Annotated in this window: 21 protein-coding genes; 9 read left to right on the forward strand and 12 right to left on the reverse strand. The window is 66.1% G+C overall.

The genetic code is table 11. The features are described 5' to 3' along the window. Nucleotides 1-201 precede the first annotated feature (201 nt). Together ACK4HL_RS11460 and ACK4HL_RS11465 are read left to right on the forward strand one after the other, a co-directional pair. Nucleotides 202-498, forward strand: coding sequence for a hypothetical protein (locus ACK4HL_RS11460; RefSeq protein WP_409760362.1), 297 nt, complete (start codon nucleotides 202-204; stop codon nucleotides 496-498). A gap of 67 nt (nucleotides 499-565) precedes the next feature. Further along, nucleotides 566-1,144, forward strand: coding sequence for a DUF1003 domain-containing protein (locus ACK4HL_RS11465; protein ID WP_409760364.1), 579 nt, complete (start codon nucleotides 566-568; stop codon nucleotides 1,142-1,144). An 8-nt stretch (nucleotides 1,145-1,152) separates the two neighbouring features. Here ACK4HL_RS11465 and ACK4HL_RS11470 read toward each other — a convergent pair whose 3' ends face one another. Beyond that, the gene (locus tag ACK4HL_RS11470) at nucleotides 1,153-1,422 is read right to left on the reverse strand and encodes an usg protein (RefSeq protein ID WP_409760366.1); all 270 of its coding nucleotides are present in this window, start codon (nucleotides 1,420-1,422) and stop codon (nucleotides 1,153-1,155) included. A 174-nt stretch (nucleotides 1,423-1,596) separates the two neighbouring features. On the opposite strand from ACK4HL_RS11470, the gene ACK4HL_RS11475 reads away from it, so the two are divergent. Continuing rightward, nucleotides 1,597-2,523 carry a heme-dependent oxidative N-demethylase family protein gene (locus ACK4HL_RS11475; RefSeq protein WP_409760368.1) on the forward strand — a complete coding sequence of 309 codons (927 nt, stop codon included), beginning with the start codon at nucleotides 1,597-1,599 and terminating at the stop codon, nucleotides 2,521-2,523. Here the strand turns inward: ACK4HL_RS11475 and ACK4HL_RS11480 are convergent, their stop codons facing one another. From ACK4HL_RS11480 to ACK4HL_RS11495, 4 genes are read right to left on the reverse strand one after another with little or no spacing between them, the layout of a single operon-like run. Then, nucleotides 2,524-2,892, reverse strand: coding sequence for a hypothetical protein (locus ACK4HL_RS11480; RefSeq protein ID WP_409760370.1), 369 nt, complete (start codon nucleotides 2,890-2,892; stop codon nucleotides 2,524-2,526). 7 nt (nucleotides 2,893-2,899) lie between these two features. Beyond that, a complete protein-coding gene (locus ACK4HL_RS11485) occupies nucleotides 2,900-4,132 on the reverse strand; it encodes an MFS transporter (RefSeq protein ID WP_409760372.1) in 1,233 nt (410 codons plus the stop codon). After that, entirely contained in the window at nucleotides 4,129-5,949 is a 1,821-nt protein-coding gene (locus tag ACK4HL_RS11490; RefSeq protein ID WP_409760374.1) for a DMT family transporter, read from the reverse strand. The genes ACK4HL_RS11485 and ACK4HL_RS11490 overlap by 4 nt, the downstream gene beginning before the upstream one ends. A gap of 5 nt (nucleotides 5,950-5,954) precedes the next feature. Next, complete coding sequence (locus tag ACK4HL_RS11495; RefSeq protein WP_409760376.1) at nucleotides 5,955-6,851, reverse strand: DMT family transporter; 897 nt, start codon at nucleotides 6,849-6,851, stop codon at nucleotides 5,955-5,957. Nucleotides 6,852-6,950: 99 nt separating this feature from the next. On the opposite strand from ACK4HL_RS11495, the gene ACK4HL_RS11500 reads away from it, so the two are divergent. After that, on the forward strand, nucleotides 6,951-7,469 hold the full coding sequence (locus tag ACK4HL_RS11500) for a hypothetical protein (RefSeq protein ID WP_409760378.1): 519 nt from the start codon (nucleotides 6,951-6,953) through the stop codon (nucleotides 7,467-7,469). A 15-nt stretch (nucleotides 7,470-7,484) separates the two neighbouring features. Here ACK4HL_RS11500 and grxD read toward each other — a convergent pair whose 3' ends face one another. The 6 genes from grxD to purC form a co-directional block, all read right to left on the reverse strand. Beyond that, entirely contained in the window at nucleotides 7,485-7,805 is a 321-nt protein-coding gene (gene grxD / locus ACK4HL_RS11505) for a Grx4 family monothiol glutaredoxin (protein ID WP_409760380.1), read from the reverse strand. A 22-nt stretch (nucleotides 7,806-7,827) separates the two neighbouring features. Then, nucleotides 7,828-8,061, reverse strand: a complete 234-nt coding sequence (locus ACK4HL_RS11510; RefSeq protein ID WP_409760382.1) for a BolA family protein — start codon at nucleotides 8,059-8,061, stop codon at nucleotides 7,828-7,830. Between the two features lie 13 nt (nucleotides 8,062-8,074). Beyond that, nucleotides 8,075-10,267 (reverse strand): phosphoribosylformylglycinamidine synthase subunit PurL, encoded by a 2,193-nt coding sequence (gene purL / locus ACK4HL_RS11515; protein ID WP_409760384.1) that lies wholly within the window; start codon nucleotides 10,265-10,267, stop codon nucleotides 8,075-8,077. A gap of 136 nt (nucleotides 10,268-10,403) precedes the next feature. Further along, nucleotides 10,404-11,066, reverse strand: a complete 663-nt coding sequence (gene purQ / locus ACK4HL_RS11520) for a phosphoribosylformylglycinamidine synthase subunit PurQ (RefSeq protein ID WP_409760386.1) — start codon at nucleotides 11,064-11,066, stop codon at nucleotides 10,404-10,406. Between the two features lie 14 nt (nucleotides 11,067-11,080). After that, entirely contained in the window at nucleotides 11,081-11,320 is a 240-nt protein-coding gene (gene purS / locus ACK4HL_RS11525; protein WP_409760388.1) for a phosphoribosylformylglycinamidine synthase subunit PurS, read from the reverse strand. A gap of 1 nt (nucleotide 11,321) precedes the next feature. After that, nucleotides 11,322-12,101 carry a phosphoribosylaminoimidazolesuccinocarboxamide synthase gene (purC, locus tag ACK4HL_RS11530; protein WP_409760390.1) on the reverse strand — a complete coding sequence of 260 codons (780 nt, stop codon included), beginning with the start codon at nucleotides 12,099-12,101 and terminating at the stop codon, nucleotides 11,322-11,324. A gap of 224 nt (nucleotides 12,102-12,325) precedes the next feature. On the opposite strand from purC, the gene ACK4HL_RS11535 reads away from it, so the two are divergent. From ACK4HL_RS11535 to ACK4HL_RS11555, 5 genes are all read left to right on the forward strand, one after another. Beyond that, complete coding sequence (locus ACK4HL_RS11535) at nucleotides 12,326-12,649, forward strand: DUF1476 domain-containing protein (protein ID WP_409760392.1); 324 nt, start codon at nucleotides 12,326-12,328, stop codon at nucleotides 12,647-12,649. Further along, complete coding sequence (locus ACK4HL_RS11540) at nucleotides 12,650-13,423, forward strand: HpcH/HpaI aldolase family protein (RefSeq protein ID WP_409760394.1); 774 nt, start codon at nucleotides 12,650-12,652, stop codon at nucleotides 13,421-13,423. A gap of 33 nt (nucleotides 13,424-13,456) precedes the next feature. Beyond that, the gene (locus ACK4HL_RS11545) at nucleotides 13,457-14,698 is read left to right on the forward strand and encodes a hypothetical protein (RefSeq protein ID WP_409760396.1); all 1,242 of its coding nucleotides are present in this window, start codon (nucleotides 13,457-13,459) and stop codon (nucleotides 14,696-14,698) included. Nucleotides 14,699-14,788: 90 nt separating this feature from the next. Beyond that, complete coding sequence (locus ACK4HL_RS11550) at nucleotides 14,789-15,196, forward strand: DUF305 domain-containing protein (protein ID WP_409760398.1); 408 nt, start codon at nucleotides 14,789-14,791, stop codon at nucleotides 15,194-15,196. A 49-nt stretch (nucleotides 15,197-15,245) separates the two neighbouring features. Further along, nucleotides 15,246-15,842: a dimethylsulfonioproprionate lyase family protein gene (locus ACK4HL_RS11555; protein WP_409760400.1), complete on the forward strand. Its 597-nt coding sequence runs from the start codon at nucleotides 15,246-15,248 to the stop codon at nucleotides 15,840-15,842. On the opposite strand, the gene purB is transcribed toward ACK4HL_RS11555, so the two are convergent. Continuing rightward, entirely contained in the window at nucleotides 15,839-17,146 is a 1,308-nt protein-coding gene (purB, locus tag ACK4HL_RS11560) for an adenylosuccinate lyase (protein ID WP_409760402.1), read from the reverse strand. The genes ACK4HL_RS11555 and purB overlap by 4 nt on opposite strands. Nucleotides 17,147-17,167: the final 21 nt, after the last annotated feature.

A 17,167-nucleotide genomic window follows, 5' to 3' on the forward strand; every position in this document is an offset into this window, starting at 1 on the left:
CGCGCTGATCCCCCTCGGGGACGCAAATGTCACGTCCAGCGGCCGCGGGCCCACCCCGTGTCCGCCTTCGTTTCGAGCCCCGCGCAACATTGTTTGCCGGAATCGATTTCTGCAGTACAATCCACTGTCTATTTCCGCGATAGCAACCGTTTCGGCGTGCCGCCGCAGGATTGCGCCGGCGCCGGAAAACAAGGGGGAACCATGGATATCGTCGGGCTCATCATTCAGATCATCGCCGGTGTGATCGGCGGCAACGCGGCCGGCAAGGCCTCCGCCAAGCTTGACCTTGGCGCGACTGGCAACTCCATTGCGGGCGCCATCGGCGGCATCGTGCTGGGTCAGATCGTGGAGCGCCTCACGGGAGGAGCCGTGCCGGCCGATGCGGCCGCTGCGGCCACCTCGGGCCTCGACATCGGTTCTCTGATCTCGGGCGTGGTGGGCGGCGGCGCCGGCGGCGCCATCCTCACCGCCATCGTCGGGGCCATCAAGAACCGCTGACCGGCAGGCGCGAGCGGAGACCTGCCGCAAGCGCGGAACACTGCAGGGCGCCGGCGGTTCAGGGGCGATGGACAGTCATCGCCAGCCCGAAACCGCGGGGCCCCGCCGCAGCCCGACGCAGCCTCCGCCCTCACCGCCCGGCCTCAGTTCGGTGCTGGCACGCAACATCCGGACGCTGAGCGAGCGCAGGCAGCGCGAGGAGAGCGGCACCAGCTTCCAGGAGAGGCTGGCCGGCGCCGTCACGCGGTTTACCGGGAGCATGGCCTTCGTCTATCTGCACCTCGCGCTGTTCGGCGGCTGGGTGATCGCCAACCTGGGCTTGGTGCCGGGGGTTCCGGTCTGGGATCCTTCCTTCGTCATCCTGGCGAGCTGGGCCTCCGTCGAGGCGATCTTCCTTTCGACCTTCGTGCTCATCGCCCAGAACCGGATGGCCGCGGCGGCCGATCGGCGGGCCGATTTCGACCTGCAGATCAGTCTTCTCGCCGAACACGAGATCACCAAGCTCGCGGGCCTCCTCGAAGCCGTGGCGCGGCGCCTCGACGTGGCCGTCGCGGCGGACCCCGAACTGCAGGAGGTGAAGCAGAACATCGCCCCCGAAGCCGTGCTCGACGAGATCGAGGCGGCTGACCCGGAGAACAACGCCTGAGGCAGGCTTCAGTGCAGCTGCCACTCGCTTCCGACGTGGCGCAACTCCACCGGCCGCACGATGCCCGCATGCGCCACCCGGACCGATGCGAGCGGCCCATCGAGGTTGTGCGACCAGAAATCGAGGAACTTGATGAGGCGCGGAAACTTCGGGGCGAGGTCGTAGTCCTGCCAGATGAAGGTCTGCAGCACGCTGCGGTAATCAGGCATCCGGTACATGATTTCCGCCGTCGTCAGGCTCCACCCCTGCAATTGACGCTCGAAGTCCCTGTCACTCATGTCGCTCCTCCAAGTGTTGAGACTCAGCAATGCTGCCAAGAACGAGATGTTCAGGTCAAGGCTGTGAAAATAGATTTAATGTTATAAAACAATGCGTTAGCAGCAATTCTTGAAGAGTGCTGCCAAGTTTTGCCCGATCTGGACATCGCCGGGCCGCGCGGCGATAAGCGGCTCATGCCGATGCCGTGCGCCCAGCCCCGTCACCGCCCCTTCCTCACCGCCGGGGCAATTTTCCAGATCGGCCTTCAACCCATGGAGGCCGGGCAGTGGCTGGACATCGGCACCGATCATGCCGCCTTCATGGCCGCGAAGCGCGAGCGCCTTGAAGGCCGGCCGCCGCTCTACTACCGCTCGCTCGCCAGTTCACGGCCGGCCCAGTCCGAGCTGCTGGAACTGGCGGTGGCCAATCTCCTTGCCCATCATGCCCAACACTTCAGCCTGGAGGGGCGCCGCCTCATCGACTGCGAGGACGGCAGCCGGCACGAACTCGATGCGTCCGGCCGGGAACCGCTCGAAATCGCGAGCCGAATCCTGGAGGAGGATTTCGTCCTGTTCGAACGGCAGGGCGGGCGCGACATCGTGATCGCCGCCTCGAACGCCTATACGAGTTCGGGCCGCATCGTCTCCTGCGTGGGGCGCGACATGCATTTCGCCCATGAGCCTGTGCCGGGCCTCAACGAGCAGCTGGGAGCCCGGATCGACCGGGTGATCGCCAATGTCCAGCCGGGAAAACCGGTGGTGCGCTTCAACTGGTTCATCACGCCGATCGCCAGCCGCCTGTTTCCGGAAACCTCGCACGCCGGCAACGCCGAGGCGGCGGAGCGCGCGGCGGAACGACTCCGGGCAGACCATCGGCTGGCAGGTGAAATGTTGTGGATGCGGGTGGAACGTCAGACCTTCCTCCGCCTGCCGCGGAGCGGCGCGCTCGCCTTCGGCATCCACACCTATTCCGACCCGCTCTCCTCCCTCGCGGGGGACGGAGAGAGCCTCGCCGCGATTCGTCGACTTCTCGGGGCGTACAGCGAGGAACGGCTCCGTTATGCCTCCATGCTGCCGACACGCGAACCGGTCCTCAGGTGGATCGAGGAGAGGCTCGCCTGATCAGGGCATGAGGCTCGCCACCTTGGCATCGGCATAGCCGAAACAGCCGGCGATGACCGGGCTGATGGGAAGGTCGCGGTAGACGCCGAGCGCACCCTCCCTCTCCAGCCGGCCGGCGAGCCCCGGCTCTTCCCCGGAGACCACCCAGATGAAGCCAAGACCGCCCTGGCGCACCACCCGCGCCTCGGCCCGGGTCAGGCTGGCGAAGATCTCGTCCTCCGGGGTTCCGGGATCGAACACGGCGAGCATGGTGCCGGTGGCCTCGGGGCCAAGGGCGGCATGGCGCATCACCACCGCCATGCCCAGCAGCCACACGGCGAATACGCCGAGAAACAGCGCCAGCGCCAGCCTGTGCCCCGTGCTCCGCATCGCCTCCTCAGGCTACGGCGAAGCGGGGTTCCCGCTGCTCGCGGATCGGCAGATGCACGATGAAGGCGAAGAGCCCCAGGGCCACTCCCATCCACCATACGACGTCGTAGGAGCCGTACTGGTCGTAGAGCCTGCCGCCCAGCCACACGCCGAGGAAGGAGCCGACCTGGTGGCTGACGAAGACGAAGCCATAGAGCGTCGCCATGTAGCGCGTGCCGAACATGACCGTGACGAGGCCCATCGTGAGCGGCACGGTCGAGAGCCACAGGAGGCCCATCGAAATCGTGAACAGGAGCGTGGTGAGCGGCGTCACCGGCAGCAGCACGAAGCCGGCCACCAGGACCGACCGCAGGAGGTAGATGACGGCGAGCGGCACGCGCTTCTCGCGCTTGCCGCCGATGATGCCGGCGGCGTAGGAGCCAAGCACGTTGAAAAGCCCGATGAGCCCCATGGCGAAGCCCGCGAACTCCTTCGAGATGCCGTGCTCGGCGAGGTAGGGCGGCATGTGCACCACGATGAAGGCGAGCTGGAAGCCGCAGACGAAGAAGCCCGAGACGAGCAGCAGGTAGGAACGGTGCCCGAAGGCCAGCCCGATGGCCTGGCGCATGGTGAGATCGGCCTCGCCGGCACTCCGCGGCGGCCCTGAGGTGTTCTGAACCATGAGAGGCAGCGCGAAAACGACGATAAGCAGCGACAGGGCGGCGAGCACGACGAGTGCGTTCTGCCAGCCATAGGCGGAGATCAGCGCGGCCCCGAGGGGGGCGAAGATGAACTGGCCCATGGAGCCCGATGCGGTGGCGATGCCGAACGCCCAGCTGCGCCGTTCCGGCGCCACGATGCGGCCGAGCGCGGCCATGACGATGGAAAAGGAGGAGAAGGCCACACCCACGCCCACGAGGAGCCCGCCGCCCACGTTGAACATGAAGGGCGTTTCGGTGAAGGCCATCATGACGACACCGATGCAATAGATCACGGCGCCCGCCATGAGGACGCGGGCCGAACCGTAGCGGTCCGCCAGCATGCCGGCCACCGGCGTGGCGAGGCCCCAGACCAGGTTGTGCACGGCCATGGCGAAGGAGAAAATCTCGCGCGGCCAGCCATGGGCCTCGGAAATCGGCTGGGTGAAGAAGCCGAAGGTGGACCTGACGCCGAAATTGACGATGGCGACAAGGCAGCCCGCCACGATGAGAACCGTGACACTGTAATACCATGGCGTGCGGGTGGTGCCGGGATGCGTCATTGCAACTGCATAGCGGCGGCGGCGTTGGGCCTCAAACGCGTTCTCCGCATGAGGGGGCCGAACTGCGCGATGGCGACGCCGAGGATGATCAGCACCCCGCCCAGCAGGAGCGGCCAGGTGAGGCTCTCGCCGAGGAGCAGCACGCCGCCGATGGCCGCAACCACCGGCTGAACGTAGAGGAACACACCGGCGATCGAGCTTTCCATGTGGCCGAGCGCATAGTTCCAGGCGGAGGTGGCAAGGAAGGTGCCGAACACCACGACGAAGCCGACCGCCATCCAAGCCGTGGCGTTCATCGAGGCGAGGGTTGAAGGAAAGCTCGTATCGACGAAGAACGGCATGGGCAGCGCCGAGATCGCCATGGCGAGTGAGGCCACCGGCAATGCGCCATATTTGCGCGAGGCCGGGCGGATCACCACGGTGTAGATGCCCCAGCCCATGGTGGAGAGGGTGACGAGCACGAGCCCGAGCAGCGAGACATCGCCCGATGGCGCCAGCGTGCTGCCCAGCATGAGGGCGCCGGTTCCGAGCATCGAGACGGCGATGCCGGCGATGAGCCAGGGCGTGAGCCGGTCGCCGGCGAGGATCACGGCGAAGAGCGCGATGAACACGGGTTCGAGCCCGAAGAGAAGCCCGGTCCAGCTCGCCGGCACCGTCTGCATGCCGTAGGCGGCGAGAATCTGGTAACCGAGATTGCCGGCAAGCGAGGCTATCGCGATGCGCACCCAGTCGCGCCAGGCGATGCGCCGCACGCCCCCCGCCGAAATCAGCACCAGCACCGCGAGAAGCCCCGCCGGATAGAGGCGGAGCACCATGGCGGCCTGCGGCGAAAGCTCGGTGACGAGGTAGCGCATGGCGACCGGAATCAGCCCCCACATCGTCACGGCGAAGAGCACCGCGGCGAGTGCCGCCATGCCGCGGCCTGCCATGCTGCGGCCGCCCAGCCGGCCGCCGAACTGCGCCATCGCCACGCCTGCCATGATCAGCGTTCCGCCCACGATCATGCCGCCCGTCACCGTTTCGCCGAGCATGAGTGCGCCCGCCGCCACGCCGATGGGCGGCACCAGATAAAGGAAAGCGCCCGCCGCGGCGGAGGAAAGCCGGGCCGCGCCGTAGGTCCAGGTCACCATGGTGAGGCCCGTGACGAAGAGAACGAGATAGGCGAGTTCGAGCCACGTCCGCAGTGTCATGGCACCGGCCGCGGCGAGCGTCGAAGGCCGCGCGAACAGCAGCACCAGCGCCACCGACGAGACCGCCATCGACATGGCGGTGATCGGCAGCGAGCCATAGCGCTGGGCGAGCGGCTTGCTGCCAACGGCGTAGATCGCCCAGCAGGTGCCGGACGCGAAGATCATCGCGCAGCCGGTGAGGAACTGCACCGGGTCGCCCGTCACGCCGAGGTCGTTCCAGACGAGGAAGACGATGCCGGCAAAGCCCACCGCCAGCCCGGCCAGGGCCGCGGCGGTGAGCCTCTCCTTGCCGGCCAGCGCGGCGATCAGCGCCATCAGCAGGGGCTGGGTACCGATGATGAGGCTCCCCGTTCCGGCCGCGATGCGCTCGAAGCCGAAGGCCGAGCCGACGCTGTAGCCGCCGAAGCCGATGATCGAGACGAAGAGCATGCGCGGCCAGTCCTCTCGGCGGATGCGCCAGAAGCGGATGGCGGCGAGAATGACGAGGAACAGCAGGGCGGAGAGCGCATAGCGGATCGCCAGGTGGTCCGATGGCCCGAGCGCCAGCGACAGCGAGCGGAAGAAGACGGGGCTGACGCCCCAGACGATCATGGTGAAGGTCAATGCGGCGATGGCGCGGAGGTCCATCAAGTTCACCTCCGCGCGAAGAGGGAAGGGCCGAACTGCGCGGCGGCGACACCCGCCAGCATCAGGAGCCCGCCGCCGATCACGTGCAGGGTCACCGCCTCGTCCAGCACCAGGGCCCCCGCCGCCACGGCGATGACCGGGATCAGGTAGAGGAAGGTGCCCGCCGCACTGCTCGAGAGATGCTTTGTTCCATAATTCCACAGCAGGGTGCCGCCGATGCCGGCGGCGAGCACCAGATAAGCAACCTCCAGCCACTGCCGCGCGTCGAGCCGGGCAGCCAGCTCGGGCAGGGGTTCGCTGGCCGCGCCGATCATGACGGGGGCGGCGATGAGCATGGTCACGGCGGTGACCGTGAAGCTGTCGTGGCGGGAGAGCAGGGGCTGGGTGACGATGGTGTAGATGGCCCAGCCGACGCAGCAGAGGATGAGATAGAAGACGCCCCGCAGCGAAACCGCCGATGGCGCCGCCGTGGTGATCTCCGGCCAGAACAGAACCAGCGAACCGGCAATCGCCAGAAGCACCCCGAGGAGCACGTAGCGCGTGAGCTTCTCGCCGAGCAGCGTGGCTGCCAGCATGGCGATCATCAGTGGCGCCAGCATGGTGACCAGCGTGCCGATACCCGCGGGCACGAGCTCAAACCCAGCATTCACGAACCAGTTGTAGCCGGCCATGCCGACGAGCCCGGCCACAAGGAAGCGTGGCCAGTCGGCCTTGGGAATCCGCCATGTGCCGAGCCAGGCCAGGCCCGTCACGTTGATGAGGGTGAGAAAGAGATAGCGCATCGCCAGCGAGTTCTCGGGGCTGAGCGAGAGTGCGAGGGTGCGCATGAACACGGCCGAGCAGCCCCAGAAGACCATGGCGAGAAGCAGGGCGGAGATGGCACGGGTCTTGGTGCTGTCCATGGGCAATCCGGCAAGGCCCTCATGGGTGCCCGAACATCGCCCGGCGGTCAATGTCGCGGAAGCTTGCCAGACATGCGGCGCACGGCTAGCAGAGGCGCCATGGACAGGATTGCTGCGTTTCTGCTGCTGGCGGTCGCCACGTCTGCCTCCGCCTGGGCGGGTCCGGCGGAGGAGCGTTATGCCGAGGGCATGGCGGCGCTGGCCGCCAGAGATCCGGTGAAGGCGATGGCGGGCTTCACGGCGGCGCTCGAAGCGGACCCTGCCAATGTGAGGGCCGCCTACGAGAGGGGAAGGCTGCTGCTCCTGATCGGCGAGCCGGGAAATGCGGTGGCGGATTTCACCACGGCGGTGCTGGGGGATCCGGCCTTCGGCCGCGCCTACGCGGGCCGGGCCGAGGCGAAGCTGGCGCTGAAGGACGTCGAGAGCGCCGTTCTGGACTTCGACAAGGCGATCTCCGTGGCTCCGCAAGATTTCGAGGTGCACGTGGCGCGCGCCGCCTTCCGCATCAGGATCGGCAACATCCCGGGCGCCGCGGCCGATCTCGAAAGCGCGAAAGCCGTCGCGGACGAGGCGACGGCTGGGCAGATCGATGCGATGCTGAAAAGGCTGGGGCCCTAGCCTCTCGCGGGATGGTTACGAAACGCCCTTCTCGGAGAGGAGTTGCTTCAGCTCGCCCGACTGGAACATCTCCATCATGATGTCGGAGCCGCCGACGAACTCGCCCTTCACGTAGAGCTGCGGGATGGTCGGCCAGTTGGTATAGTCCTTCACGCCCTGGCGGAGCTCGTTCGAATCCAGCACGTTGATGCCCTTGAAGGGAATGCCGAGGTGCTGGAGGATCTGCACCGAGCGGCCGGAGAAGCCGCACATCGGCATGTCCGGCGTGCCCTTCATGAAGAGAACCACATCGTTCGTCTTCACCTCGTTGTCGATCCACTGGTTGATGTCGGTCATTTCTCTGTCCTCTTTGATTCTTTCATTCCGGCGCGCTCGTCTGCAGCGCGAGTGCGTGCAATTCCCCGCCCATGCGGCCGCGCAGCGCGGCGTAGACCATCTGGTGCTGCTGCACGCGGGACTTGCCCTTGAAGGCGGCGGAGACGACGCTGGCCGCGTAGTGGTCGCCATCCCCGGCGAGATCGCGGATCGTCACTTGCGCATCGGGAAGCGCTTCCTTGATGAAGCGCTCGATGTCGGTGGCGGACATGGCCATTGCGTCTTTCCCCTCAGAGCTCGCCCGCCATGTAGGCCGGGAACCAGCCTTCATGGGCAGTGCGCAATTCGGCCACAGATATAGAAGGGCCGGACTCGATCTTCAACGTGGCGTCAGCCGTCACCGTTCCCACCCTGTCTGCGGCAATGCCGGCGTTACGGGCGTTCTCCAGGATGGAAGCTGCCGTTCCGGCCGGCGCGCTGATGACGTAGCGCGCCTGGTCTTCGCCGAAGAGCTGTTCATGGGTGAGGGGAGAGAGCGCAGCGCCGAGACCGGAGGCGATCGCCATCTCGATCACCGCCATGACCAGCCCGCCATCGGAAATGTCATGCACGGCAGAGACTTGGCCGGATCTGATGAGTGAGCGCACGAAGTCGCCGCTGGCCTTCTCGCGGGCGAGGTCCACGGGCGGCGGGGCACCTTCCTCGCGGCCCAGAACCTCGCGGAGATAGATCGACTGGCCGAGATGGCTGCCATGGCCTCCGATCAGGATGATGGCATCGCCCTCCGCCTTGAAGCGGAGCGTCGCCATGCGTTCGAGGTTGGGGATGAGGCCGATGCCGCCGATGGCGGGCGTGGGGAGGATCGCCTGGCCGTTCGTCTCGTTGTAGAGCGAGACGTTGCCCGAGACGATCGGGAAGGAGAGGGCGGTGCAGGCCTCCGAGAGTCCCTGGATGGCCTTGACGAACTGTCCCATGATCTCCGGCCGCTCGGGATTGCCGAAATTGAGGTTGTCGGTGATGGCGATGGGATCGGCCCCGACGGCCGTCAGGTTGCGCCAGCATTCGGCCACCGCCTGCTTGCCGCCTTCGAACGGATCAGCCTCGACATAGCGCGGTGTCACGTCGGTGGAGACCGCGATCGCCTTCTTGCCGCGGATGCGGACGACGCCGGCATCGCCGCCCGGAACCTGCGCCGTGTTGGAACCGATCAGGCTGTCATACTGCTCCCACACCCAGCGCCTGGAGCACATGTCGGGCGAGCCGGCGATCTTCAGGATCGCCGCCCTGAGATCGTTCGGGGCGGGCACGTCCCTCAGCACCGGCTGCTTCTTCGGCTCCACCCACGGGCGGTCATATTCGGGCGCCTGGTCGCCCATCTGCTTGATGGGGAGATCCGCCATCACCTCACCGTGGTGCTTGATGACGAAGCGCAGCGTGTCGGTGGTCTTTCCCACGATGGCGAAGTCGAGGTCCCACTTCTGGAAGATGGCCTGCGCCTCCTTCTCCTTCGCGGGGTCCAGCACCATGAGCATGCGCTCCTGGCTCTCGGACAGCATCATCTCGTAGGCCGTCATGCCCGCCTCGCGGCAGGGCACCTTGTCGAGGTCGAGCTCGATGCCGAGATCGCCCTTGGCCCCCATCTCGACGGCGGAGGAGGTGAGGCCGGCCGCACCCATGTCCTGGATGGCGATGACCGCGCCCGACGCCATGAGTTCGAGGCACGCCTCGAGCAGGCATTTCTCGGTGAAGGGATCACCCACCTGCACGGTGGGGCGCTTCTCCTCCGCCTTGTCGTCGAACTCGGCCGAGGCCATGGTGGCGCCGTGGATGCCGTCGCGGCCCGTCTTTGCGCCGAGATAGACGACGGGAAGGCCCACGCCCCTGGCCTTGGAATAGAAGATGGAGTCGGTGCGGGCGAGCCCGACCGCCATGGCGTTGACGAGGATGTTGCCGTTGTAGCGGGCATGGAAGTTCACCTCGCCGCCGATGGTCGGCACGCCGAAGGAGTTGCCGTAGCCGCCGATGCCGTGGACGACGCCCGACACGAGGTGGCGCGTCTTGGGGTGGGAGGGCTCGCCGAAGCGCAGGGCGTTCATGGCGGCGATGGGCCTCGCACCCATGGTGAACACGTCGCGCAGGATGCCGCCCACGCCGGTGGCCGCTCCCTGGTAGGGCTCGATGAAGGAGGGGTGATTGTGGCTCTCCATCTTGAAGACGATGGCGTCGCCGTCGCCGATGTCGATCACGCCCGCATTCTCGCCCGGCCCCTGGATCACCTTCGGGCCCTTGGTGGGCATGGTCTTGAGCCATTTCTTGGATGACTTGTAGGAACAGTGCTCGTTCCACATGGCCGAGCAGATGCCGAGCTCGGTCAGCGTCGGCTCGCGGCCCAGCAGCTTCACGAAGCGCTCGTATTCCTCGGGCTTGAGGCCGTGCTGCTTGACGAGGTCCGGGGTGATCTTGATGTCGTTGGCGAGGGTCATGGGCAGTCTCTAGGGCCTCAGGTCAGTATTCTCAATCGCCCTCAGTTCCCTCACCCCGGCGAAGGCCGGTGTTCAGCTTCGGGCAGCAACCACGCGGAAAGCTGGCTCCCGGCCTTCGCCGGGACGACGGCTTGAACTATGCGGCCAGCAGGCTCTCGAACAGCGGCCGGCAGTCCGTCTTGCCGTGCAGCGGCTCGATCATGTTCTCGGGGTGCGGCATCATGCCGATCACCGTGCCGGCCTCGTTGACGATGCCCGCGATGTCGTTCAAGGCGCCGTTGGGGTTCGTCCCCTCGGCATAGCGGAAGACGACGCGGTTCTCGCCCTCGAGCCGTTTCAGCGTTTCCGCGTCGCAGATGTAGTTGCCCTCGCCATGGGCGACGGGGCAGGAGACCACATCGCCCTTCTTCATCCGGTTTGTGAAGAAGGTGCGGTCGTTCTCGACCGCGAGCCTCACCTCCCGGCAGACGAAGCGGAGATCGGCGTTCCTCACCAGGACACCGGGCAGGAGGCCTGCCTCGGTAATGATCTGGAAGCCGTTGCACACGCCAAGAACCTTAAGCCCTTTCAAGGACTTGGCGCGGATATCCTGCATGATGGGTGAACGTGCTGCGATGGCGCCGCAGCGCAGGTAGTCGCCATAGGAGAAGCCGCCCGGCACCACCACGAGATCGACCTTCGGCAGCTCGGTTTCCGTGTGCCAGACGGAGACGGGTTTCGCCCCGGTGATGCTCTCGAGCGCCATCATCATGTCGCGCTCGCGGTTGATGCCGGGGAAGACGACGACGGCGGATTTCATGGATGTGCGGCGCCTCAGGCGAGTTCGATGTCGTAGTTCTCGATGACGGTGTTGGCGATGAGCTTCTCGCACATCGCCTTCACCAGTTCCTTGGCCTTGGCGCGGTCGGTCTCGGCGAGGTCGATCTCGAAATACTTGCCCTGCCGCACTTCGGCGACACCGCCGAAGCCCAAGTGGCCGAGCGCGCCCTCGATGGCCTTGCCCTGCGGGTCCAGCACGCCGTTCTTCAGCGTGACCTTGATCTTCGCCTTCATGTCAGTTCAGGTCCGACTTCACGAGCTTCGGCTTGGAGCGTTCCGGCTTCTCGCCCTCGGCGATGATGCCGAGACGGCGGGCCACTTCCTGATAGGCCTCGACGAGGCCGCCCATGTCGCGGCGGAACCGGTCCTTGTCGAGCTTGTCCTGGGTCTTGATGTCCCACAACCGGCAGGAATCGGGGCTGATCTCGTCGGCCAGCACGATGCGCATCATGTCGTTCTCGTAGAGGCGGCCGAATTCGATCTTGAAATCCACGAGCTTGATGCCGATGCCGAGGAAAAGGCCGGACATGAAGTCGTTGATGCGGATCGCCATGTGCATCATGTCGTCGATCTCCTGGGGGGAAGCCCAGTTGAACGCGGTGATGTGCTCTTCCGAGACCATGGGATCGCCCAGCTGGTCGTTCTTGTAGTAGAACTCGATGATGGAGCGGGGCAGCTGGTGGCCTTCCTCGAGGCCCAGGCGCTTGGCCAGCGAGCCCGCCGCCACGTTGCGCACGACGACCTCGAGCGGCACGATCTCGACCTCGCGCACGAGCTGCTCGCGCATGTTGAGGGAGCGCAGGAAATGGGTGGGGATGCCGAGCTCGTTGAGGCGCGTGAAGATGAATTCCGAGATCCGCTGGTTGAGGACGCCCTTGCCCTCGATCACGGCCTTCTTCTGGGCGTTGAAGGCGGTGGCGTCGTCCTTGAAGTGAACGATGATGGTGCCCGGCTCCGGACCTTCGTAGAGAATTTTGGCCTTGCCTTCGTAGATCCGGGTGCGCCTGCTGTTCATCTGAAATATCCTCATCAAATCCCTAATCCACTCCCGTCCCTTTAGACCCGGAAGGCAGCCTGCGCCAGTTCTGTTGCGGCAAGGGGGCGACGTTTCCCCCCGAAACTTGCCCGCTCCTTAACCCAACGTGGTGCGCTGCACAATGACTGTTTGTTCAGTTGATTTGGCCGGGGGAGGCGTCTAATTCAAGGCCTTAGTTCTGATCTCATGACAGGGAGACATGCATGACGACCTTCGACAAGCGGGAGGAAGGCTTCGAGAAGAAATTCGCGCTCGACGAGGAACTGCAGTTCAAGGCCGCCGCCCGCCGCAACAAGCTCCTCGGGCTCTGGGCCGCTGAAAAGCTTGGCCTTTCCGGCGCGGAGGCGGAAGCCTATGCGAAGACGGTCGTCATGGCGGATTTCCAGGAGGCGGGCGACGAGGACGTGTTCAAGAAGATCCGTTCCGATTTTGACGCCAAGTCGGTTTCCCAGTCCGACCACCAGATCCGCCGCACCATGGACGAGCTGATGGCCACCGCCATCCAGCAGGTCAAGGCGTCGTCCTAGGTGACGGCCGCGCATTTCGATCTCAGGGCACGGCTCGCCTCCGGCGAGCCGTTCCTCTTTTCATGGCTCTCCATTCCTTCCGCCGGGCTGGCGGCGCAGGCGGCCCGGCTGCCTTTCGACGGCGTCTGCCTCGACATGCAGCACGGCATGATCGGATTTTCCGATGCCGTGCCGATGATCGCCGCCATCAACGGGGCAGGGCGGCCTGCAATCGTCCGCGCCCTGTGGAACGACCCCGCTGTTCCCGGCCAGGCACTCGATGCCGGCGCCTGCGGCGTGATCTCGCCGATGGTCAACACCCGTGCCCAGGCCGAAGCGCTGGTGCGGGCGGCGAAGTATCCGCCCATCGGCGCCCGGAGCTGGGGCGGCTACACGGCGCTCCAGGCTTCCGGCCTGACGCCCGCCGAATATCTCCGGGAGGCCAACCGCATGACCATGGTCTTCGCCATGGTGGAAACGGTGGAGGCGCTCGAGAACCTCGAGGACATCGCCGCAACGCCGGGGCTCGACGGGCTGTTCGTGGGCCCCTCCGACCTGTCGATCACCCTCTCCCGGGGGGCGCGCATCGACAAGCTGGGGAAGGAGACGCTGGCCGCCATGGAGAAGGTCTCCGCCGCGGCCCGCCGCAACGGCCTCGCCGCCGGCGCCTTCGGCGGCTCTGCCGATGTGATCAAGGCGTACCGCGCGCTGGGCTTCACCTTCATCGCCGCCGCGGTGGACGTCGACCTCCTGCACTGGGGCTCCGCCTCGCTCCTGAAATCCCTCGAGGTTTGACGCGGAATCCGTTCCGCGCCAGAGTGGGGCACCATGGATCAGCATGCCTCCCTCATTCCGGGCCATGAGGCGATTCTCGATCGCCTGATCGGGCTGGTGCTCTGCGCCGGCACCATCGAAGCCCAGACGGACAAGTATTTCACCAACACCAGCCGGATCGTTGGCGCCAATGGCGATTCCCGCGTGACCTTCGCGGTGTTCATGCGGCGGCGCGTGGTGGCGGCCCTCGAGCCCGCCATCCGGCTGGTGCGGCATTTCGTGCCGGACGTGGAGATCAGGCGCTTCTACGCCGAGGGCGACATCGTTCCCTCAGAGTCGAAGATGCTGGAGATCACCGGCTCGATGCGCCGGCTCTCCGAGATCGAGACGCTGATGCTGCAGAAGATCGGCTTTCCCTGCGTCTCCGCCAACAACGCCTACGAGATGTGCCGGGCCATTCCGGCGGCCGCCTTCATGGACATGCATGCGCGCCACGGCTCGGGCGCGGAAATGAACATCCTCGCCGCCTATGGCGCCGCCGTGGGCACCGCCGCGGCCCGGCGGGCGGACCCGAATGTCAAGGGCTTCATCGGCTCCTCGCAGGACCTGACCGCGCCCTTCTTCGGCGCGGCCTCCGGCATGGGCACGATGCCGCATGCCCTGGTGGGCTTCACCGGCGGTGATGTGCTCGCGGCGATGAAGCTCTTCGCCGCGGGGATTCCCGAGGTGCGGAACCTGACCGCGCTCGTCGACTACACGGGCCACGAGGTGACGGATTCGATACGCTGCGCGCGCTGGTTCTACGACGAGGCCAGGCTCGACCAGGAGGGCAAGAGCTTCGGCGTCAGGCTCGACACCCATGGCGGGCGTTTCGCCGAAGGCCTCGACTACGAGAAATCGGTGGATACGGTCGGCCAGTGGCTGGGTGTCCACGGCGAGTACAACATCGTCGAGCAGGTGCTGGGGGGCCGCGCATTCCAGCTCGACCCCAACAACATCCTCGTCGACAAGGTGCGCCGCATCCTGTTCGGCAAGGGCGTCTCGGCCGCCGCCATCATCCATGTGCGCCGGGCGCTGGATGCGGCGGGCTATCACAGGGCGACCATCGTCGGCTCCTCCGGCTTCGACCCGCAGAAATGCCAGATCATGGGCGCGGCGCGGGCACCGCTGGACATGGTGGGGACTGGCAGCTTCCTGCCCGCCACGCTGACGGAAACCTACGCAACGGCAGACATCATTCGCTACGACGGCGTCAACCGGGTGAAGGTCGGGCGCGAGTTCCTGTTCGAGCAGTGAACCCCGCGGGTGGGAACCGCACCGGCCCCGGCTGCATTGGACTCCGACGCGTTCCGGCGCAGGGCCGGCGCGTGATGCTGGAGATCCGCCATGAGCAAGCTTCTGACCGCCGCCTTCTCGCTGGCCCTCCTTGCCGCGCCCGCCCTCGCCCAGGAACAGGAACAGGCCGCCGAGCAGGCCGAGGCGCAATCCGAAACCATGATGAACATGATGAACATGCGCGCCGGTGCCGAGATGTCGGAAGCCGACCGGGGCTACATGAAAGCCATGCAGACCATGCAGCAGTCCATGATGAAGATGGAAATGACGGGCGATCCCGAGGGAGATTTCGCCCGCATGATGATCCCGCACCACCAGAGCGCCATCGACATGGCCGATGTCCTGCTGGCGCAGAACGACATCGATGCCGAGATCAAGGAGATCGCCGAGAAGATGAAAGCCGACCAGGCGAAGGAAATCGAGCAGCTGAACAAGTGGCTGGAGAGCCATCCGCAGTAGGAGCGTGTTGACTTGACCCATTCGGCGGCGGCGCGATAGGTCTTCTCTGATGACGGCGCGCGACCTCAACCTGCAACTGGTCCTCGACCTTTCCCGCGATGCGATCCTCGGGGGTGCCGGAGAGCGGCCCGCAGCGGCCGCCCGTCGCGTGTTCGAAAGGTTGGCGGCGCGGACCGGTGTTTCCGGTGCCGTCGAAGCCGGGCGGCTTCCCGTCTGCCACCATCACCTCGACGCCGCCTATGCAGGGATGGCCGCGCTGCCGTCACCCATGCCGGAGCTTGCGAGCGCCTTCGCTGCAGTGGAGGCGCGGCTGCGCTGGACGAAGCGCAAGGGCGTCTCGCCCCAGGACCAGCCCTTCGAAAGCGGACATGCGAACACCACGCTGATCGGCCGCGGCGGCATCGAGGAGCGTGACGACGTCTGGGTCGGCGCCACGGTAATGGCGCCCGGCATCACATATCCCGATCATCACCACCCGCCGGAGGAAATCTATCTCGCCTTCACGCCAGGGGAGTGGTGGAATGCCGAGATGGACTGGAAAGAGCCCGGCCCCGGCGGAGTGATCTACAATCCGCCCGGCATCCTCCACGCCATGCGTTCGGGGGGCAGCCCGTTCCTTGCGATGTGGTTCCTTCCCGTCGACTAGGTCTCGCCGAACACCCGCCGGAAGATCGTCTCCACGTGCCTCGTGTGGTAGCCGAGGTCGAACAGGCTTTCGAGTTCCACCGGAGAGAGCAGGGCGGAGACGTCCTTGTCCTGCTTCAGGAGATCGAGGAAATTCGCTTCCCCGCGCCAAACGGGCATGGCGTTCCGCTGCACGGCGGCATAGGCGTCCTCGCGGCTCATGCCCTTCTGGGTCAAGGCCAGCAGCACGCGCTGGGAGTGGATGAGGCCGCCGAGCCGGTCGAGATTCTTCCGCATGTTTTCAGGGTAGACGAGCAGCTTGTCGACCACCCCGGTGAGGCGCTTCAGCGCGAAATCGAGATGGACCGTCGCATCTGGCCCTATGCCGCGCTCGACCGAGGAATGCGAGATGTCACGCTCATGCCAGAGCGCCACGTTCTCGAGCGCCGGCGTGACGGCGGACCGCACGAGGCGCGCAAGGCCGGTGAGATTTTCGGTGAGCACCGGGTTGCGCTTGTGCGGCATGGCGGAGGAGCCCTTCTGCCCGGGCGAGAAATATTCCTCTGCCTCGAGCACCTCGGTGCGCTGCAGGTGCCGGATTTCGGTCGCCAGCCGCTCGACCGAGCTTGCCACCACGCCGAGCGCCGCGAAATACATGGCGTGCCTGTCGCGCGGGATGACCTGGGTGGAGACGGGCTCCGGCGCGAGGCCCATCTTCCGCGCCACATGCTCCTCGACGCGCGGATCGATGTTGGCGAAGGTGCCGACCGCCCCCGATATGGCGCAGGTGGCCACTTCCTTCCGCGCCATGTCCAGCCGCTCGCGGGCACGCTGGAACTCGGCATGGGCCTGGGCGAGCTTGATGCCGAAGGTGGTGGGCTCGGCGTGTATGCCGTGGCTCCGCCCGATGCAAACCGTATTCCGGTGCTCGAAGGCCCGGCGCTTCAGCGCGGCGAGAAGGCCGTCGACATCGGCGATCAGGAGGTCCGCCGCGCGGGTGAGCTGCACGTTGAGGCAGGTGTCGAGCACGTCGGAGGAGGTCATGCCCTGGTGAACGAAGCGGGCCTCGGGGCCGACGATCTCCGCGAGATGCGTGAGGAAGGCGATCACGTCATGCTTGGTGACGGCCTCGATCTCGTCGATGCGGCCGACGTCGAAGACGGCGTCCTTGCCCTTCTCCCAGATCTTCGCCGCGGCCTCCTTCGGCACGACGCCGAGTTCGGCGAGCGCGTCCGTCGCATGTGCCTCGATCTCGAACCAGATGCGGAAGCGCGTCTGCGGCTCCCAGATCTCAGCCATTTCTTTGCGGGTGTAGCGCGGGATCATCGGCGGCCCTTCTCAACGGAA

Origin of the sequence: Aestuariivirga sp. (assembly GCF_046294715.1) — a bacterium.
Lineage (GTDB): Bacteria > Pseudomonadota > Alphaproteobacteria > Rhizobiales > Aestuariivirgaceae > Aestuariivirga.

Bases quoted from the DNA above. Each gene is read 5' to 3' on its own strand.
- ACK4HL_RS11495 (WP_409760376.1), bottom strand. From the start codon at position 6,851: ATGGACAGCACCAAGACCCGTGCCATCTCCGCCCTGCTTCTCGCCATG.
- ACK4HL_RS11535 (WP_409760392.1), top strand. From the start codon at position 12,326: ATGACGACCTTCGACAAGCGGGAGGAAGGCTTCGAGAAGAAATTCGCG.
- purQ (WP_409760386.1), bottom strand. From the start codon at position 11,066: ATGAAATCCGCCGTCGTCGTCTTCCCCGGCATCAACCGCGAGCGCGAC.
- ACK4HL_RS11490 (WP_409760374.1), bottom strand. From the start codon at position 5,949: ATGGACCTCCGCGCCATCGCCGCATTGACCTTCACCATGATCGTCTGG.
- ACK4HL_RS11485 (WP_409760372.1), bottom strand. From the start codon at position 4,132: ATGACGCATCCCGGCACCACCCGCACGCCATGGTATTACAGTGTCACG.
- ACK4HL_RS11550 (WP_409760398.1), top strand. From the start codon at position 14,789: ATGAGCAAGCTTCTGACCGCCGCCTTCTCGCTGGCCCTCCTTGCCGCG.
- ACK4HL_RS11545 (WP_409760396.1), top strand. From the start codon at position 13,457: ATGGATCAGCATGCCTCCCTCATTCCGGGCCATGAGGCGATTCTCGAT.
- ACK4HL_RS11500 (WP_409760378.1), top strand. From the start codon at position 6,951: ATGGACAGGATTGCTGCGTTTCTGCTGCTGGCGGTCGCCACGTCTGCC.
- ACK4HL_RS11510 (WP_409760382.1), bottom strand. From the start codon at position 8,061: ATGGCCATGTCCGCCACCGACATCGAGCGCTTCATCAAGGAAGCGCTT.
- purC (WP_409760390.1), bottom strand. From the start codon at position 12,101: ATGAACAGCAGGCGCACCCGGATCTACGAAGGCAAGGCCAAAATTCTC.
- purS (WP_409760388.1), bottom strand. From the start codon at position 11,320: ATGAAGGCGAAGATCAAGGTCACGCTGAAGAACGGCGTGCTGGACCCG.
- purL (WP_409760384.1), bottom strand. From the start codon at position 10,267: ATGACCCTCGCCAACGACATCAAGATCACCCCGGACCTCGTCAAGCAG.
- ACK4HL_RS11555 (WP_409760400.1), top strand. From the start codon at position 15,246: ATGACGGCGCGCGACCTCAACCTGCAACTGGTCCTCGACCTTTCCCGC.
- purB (WP_409760402.1), bottom strand. From the start codon at position 17,146: ATGATCCCGCGCTACACCCGCAAAGAAATGGCTGAGATCTGGGAGCCG.
- grxD (WP_409760380.1), bottom strand. From the start codon at position 7,805: ATGACCGACATCAACCAGTGGATCGACAACGAGGTGAAGACGAACGAT.
- ACK4HL_RS11465 (WP_409760364.1), top strand. From the start codon at position 566: ATGGACAGTCATCGCCAGCCCGAAACCGCGGGGCCCCGCCGCAGCCCG.
- ACK4HL_RS11480 (WP_409760370.1), bottom strand. From the start codon at position 2,892: ATGCGGAGCACGGGGCACAGGCTGGCGCTGGCGCTGTTTCTCGGCGTA.
- ACK4HL_RS11470 (WP_409760366.1), bottom strand. From the start codon at position 1,422: ATGAGTGACAGGGACTTCGAGCGTCAATTGCAGGGGTGGAGCCTGACG.
- ACK4HL_RS11460 (WP_409760362.1), top strand. From the start codon at position 202: ATGGATATCGTCGGGCTCATCATTCAGATCATCGCCGGTGTGATCGGC.
- ACK4HL_RS11475 (WP_409760368.1), top strand. From the start codon at position 1,597: ATGCCGATGCCGTGCGCCCAGCCCCGTCACCGCCCCTTCCTCACCGCC.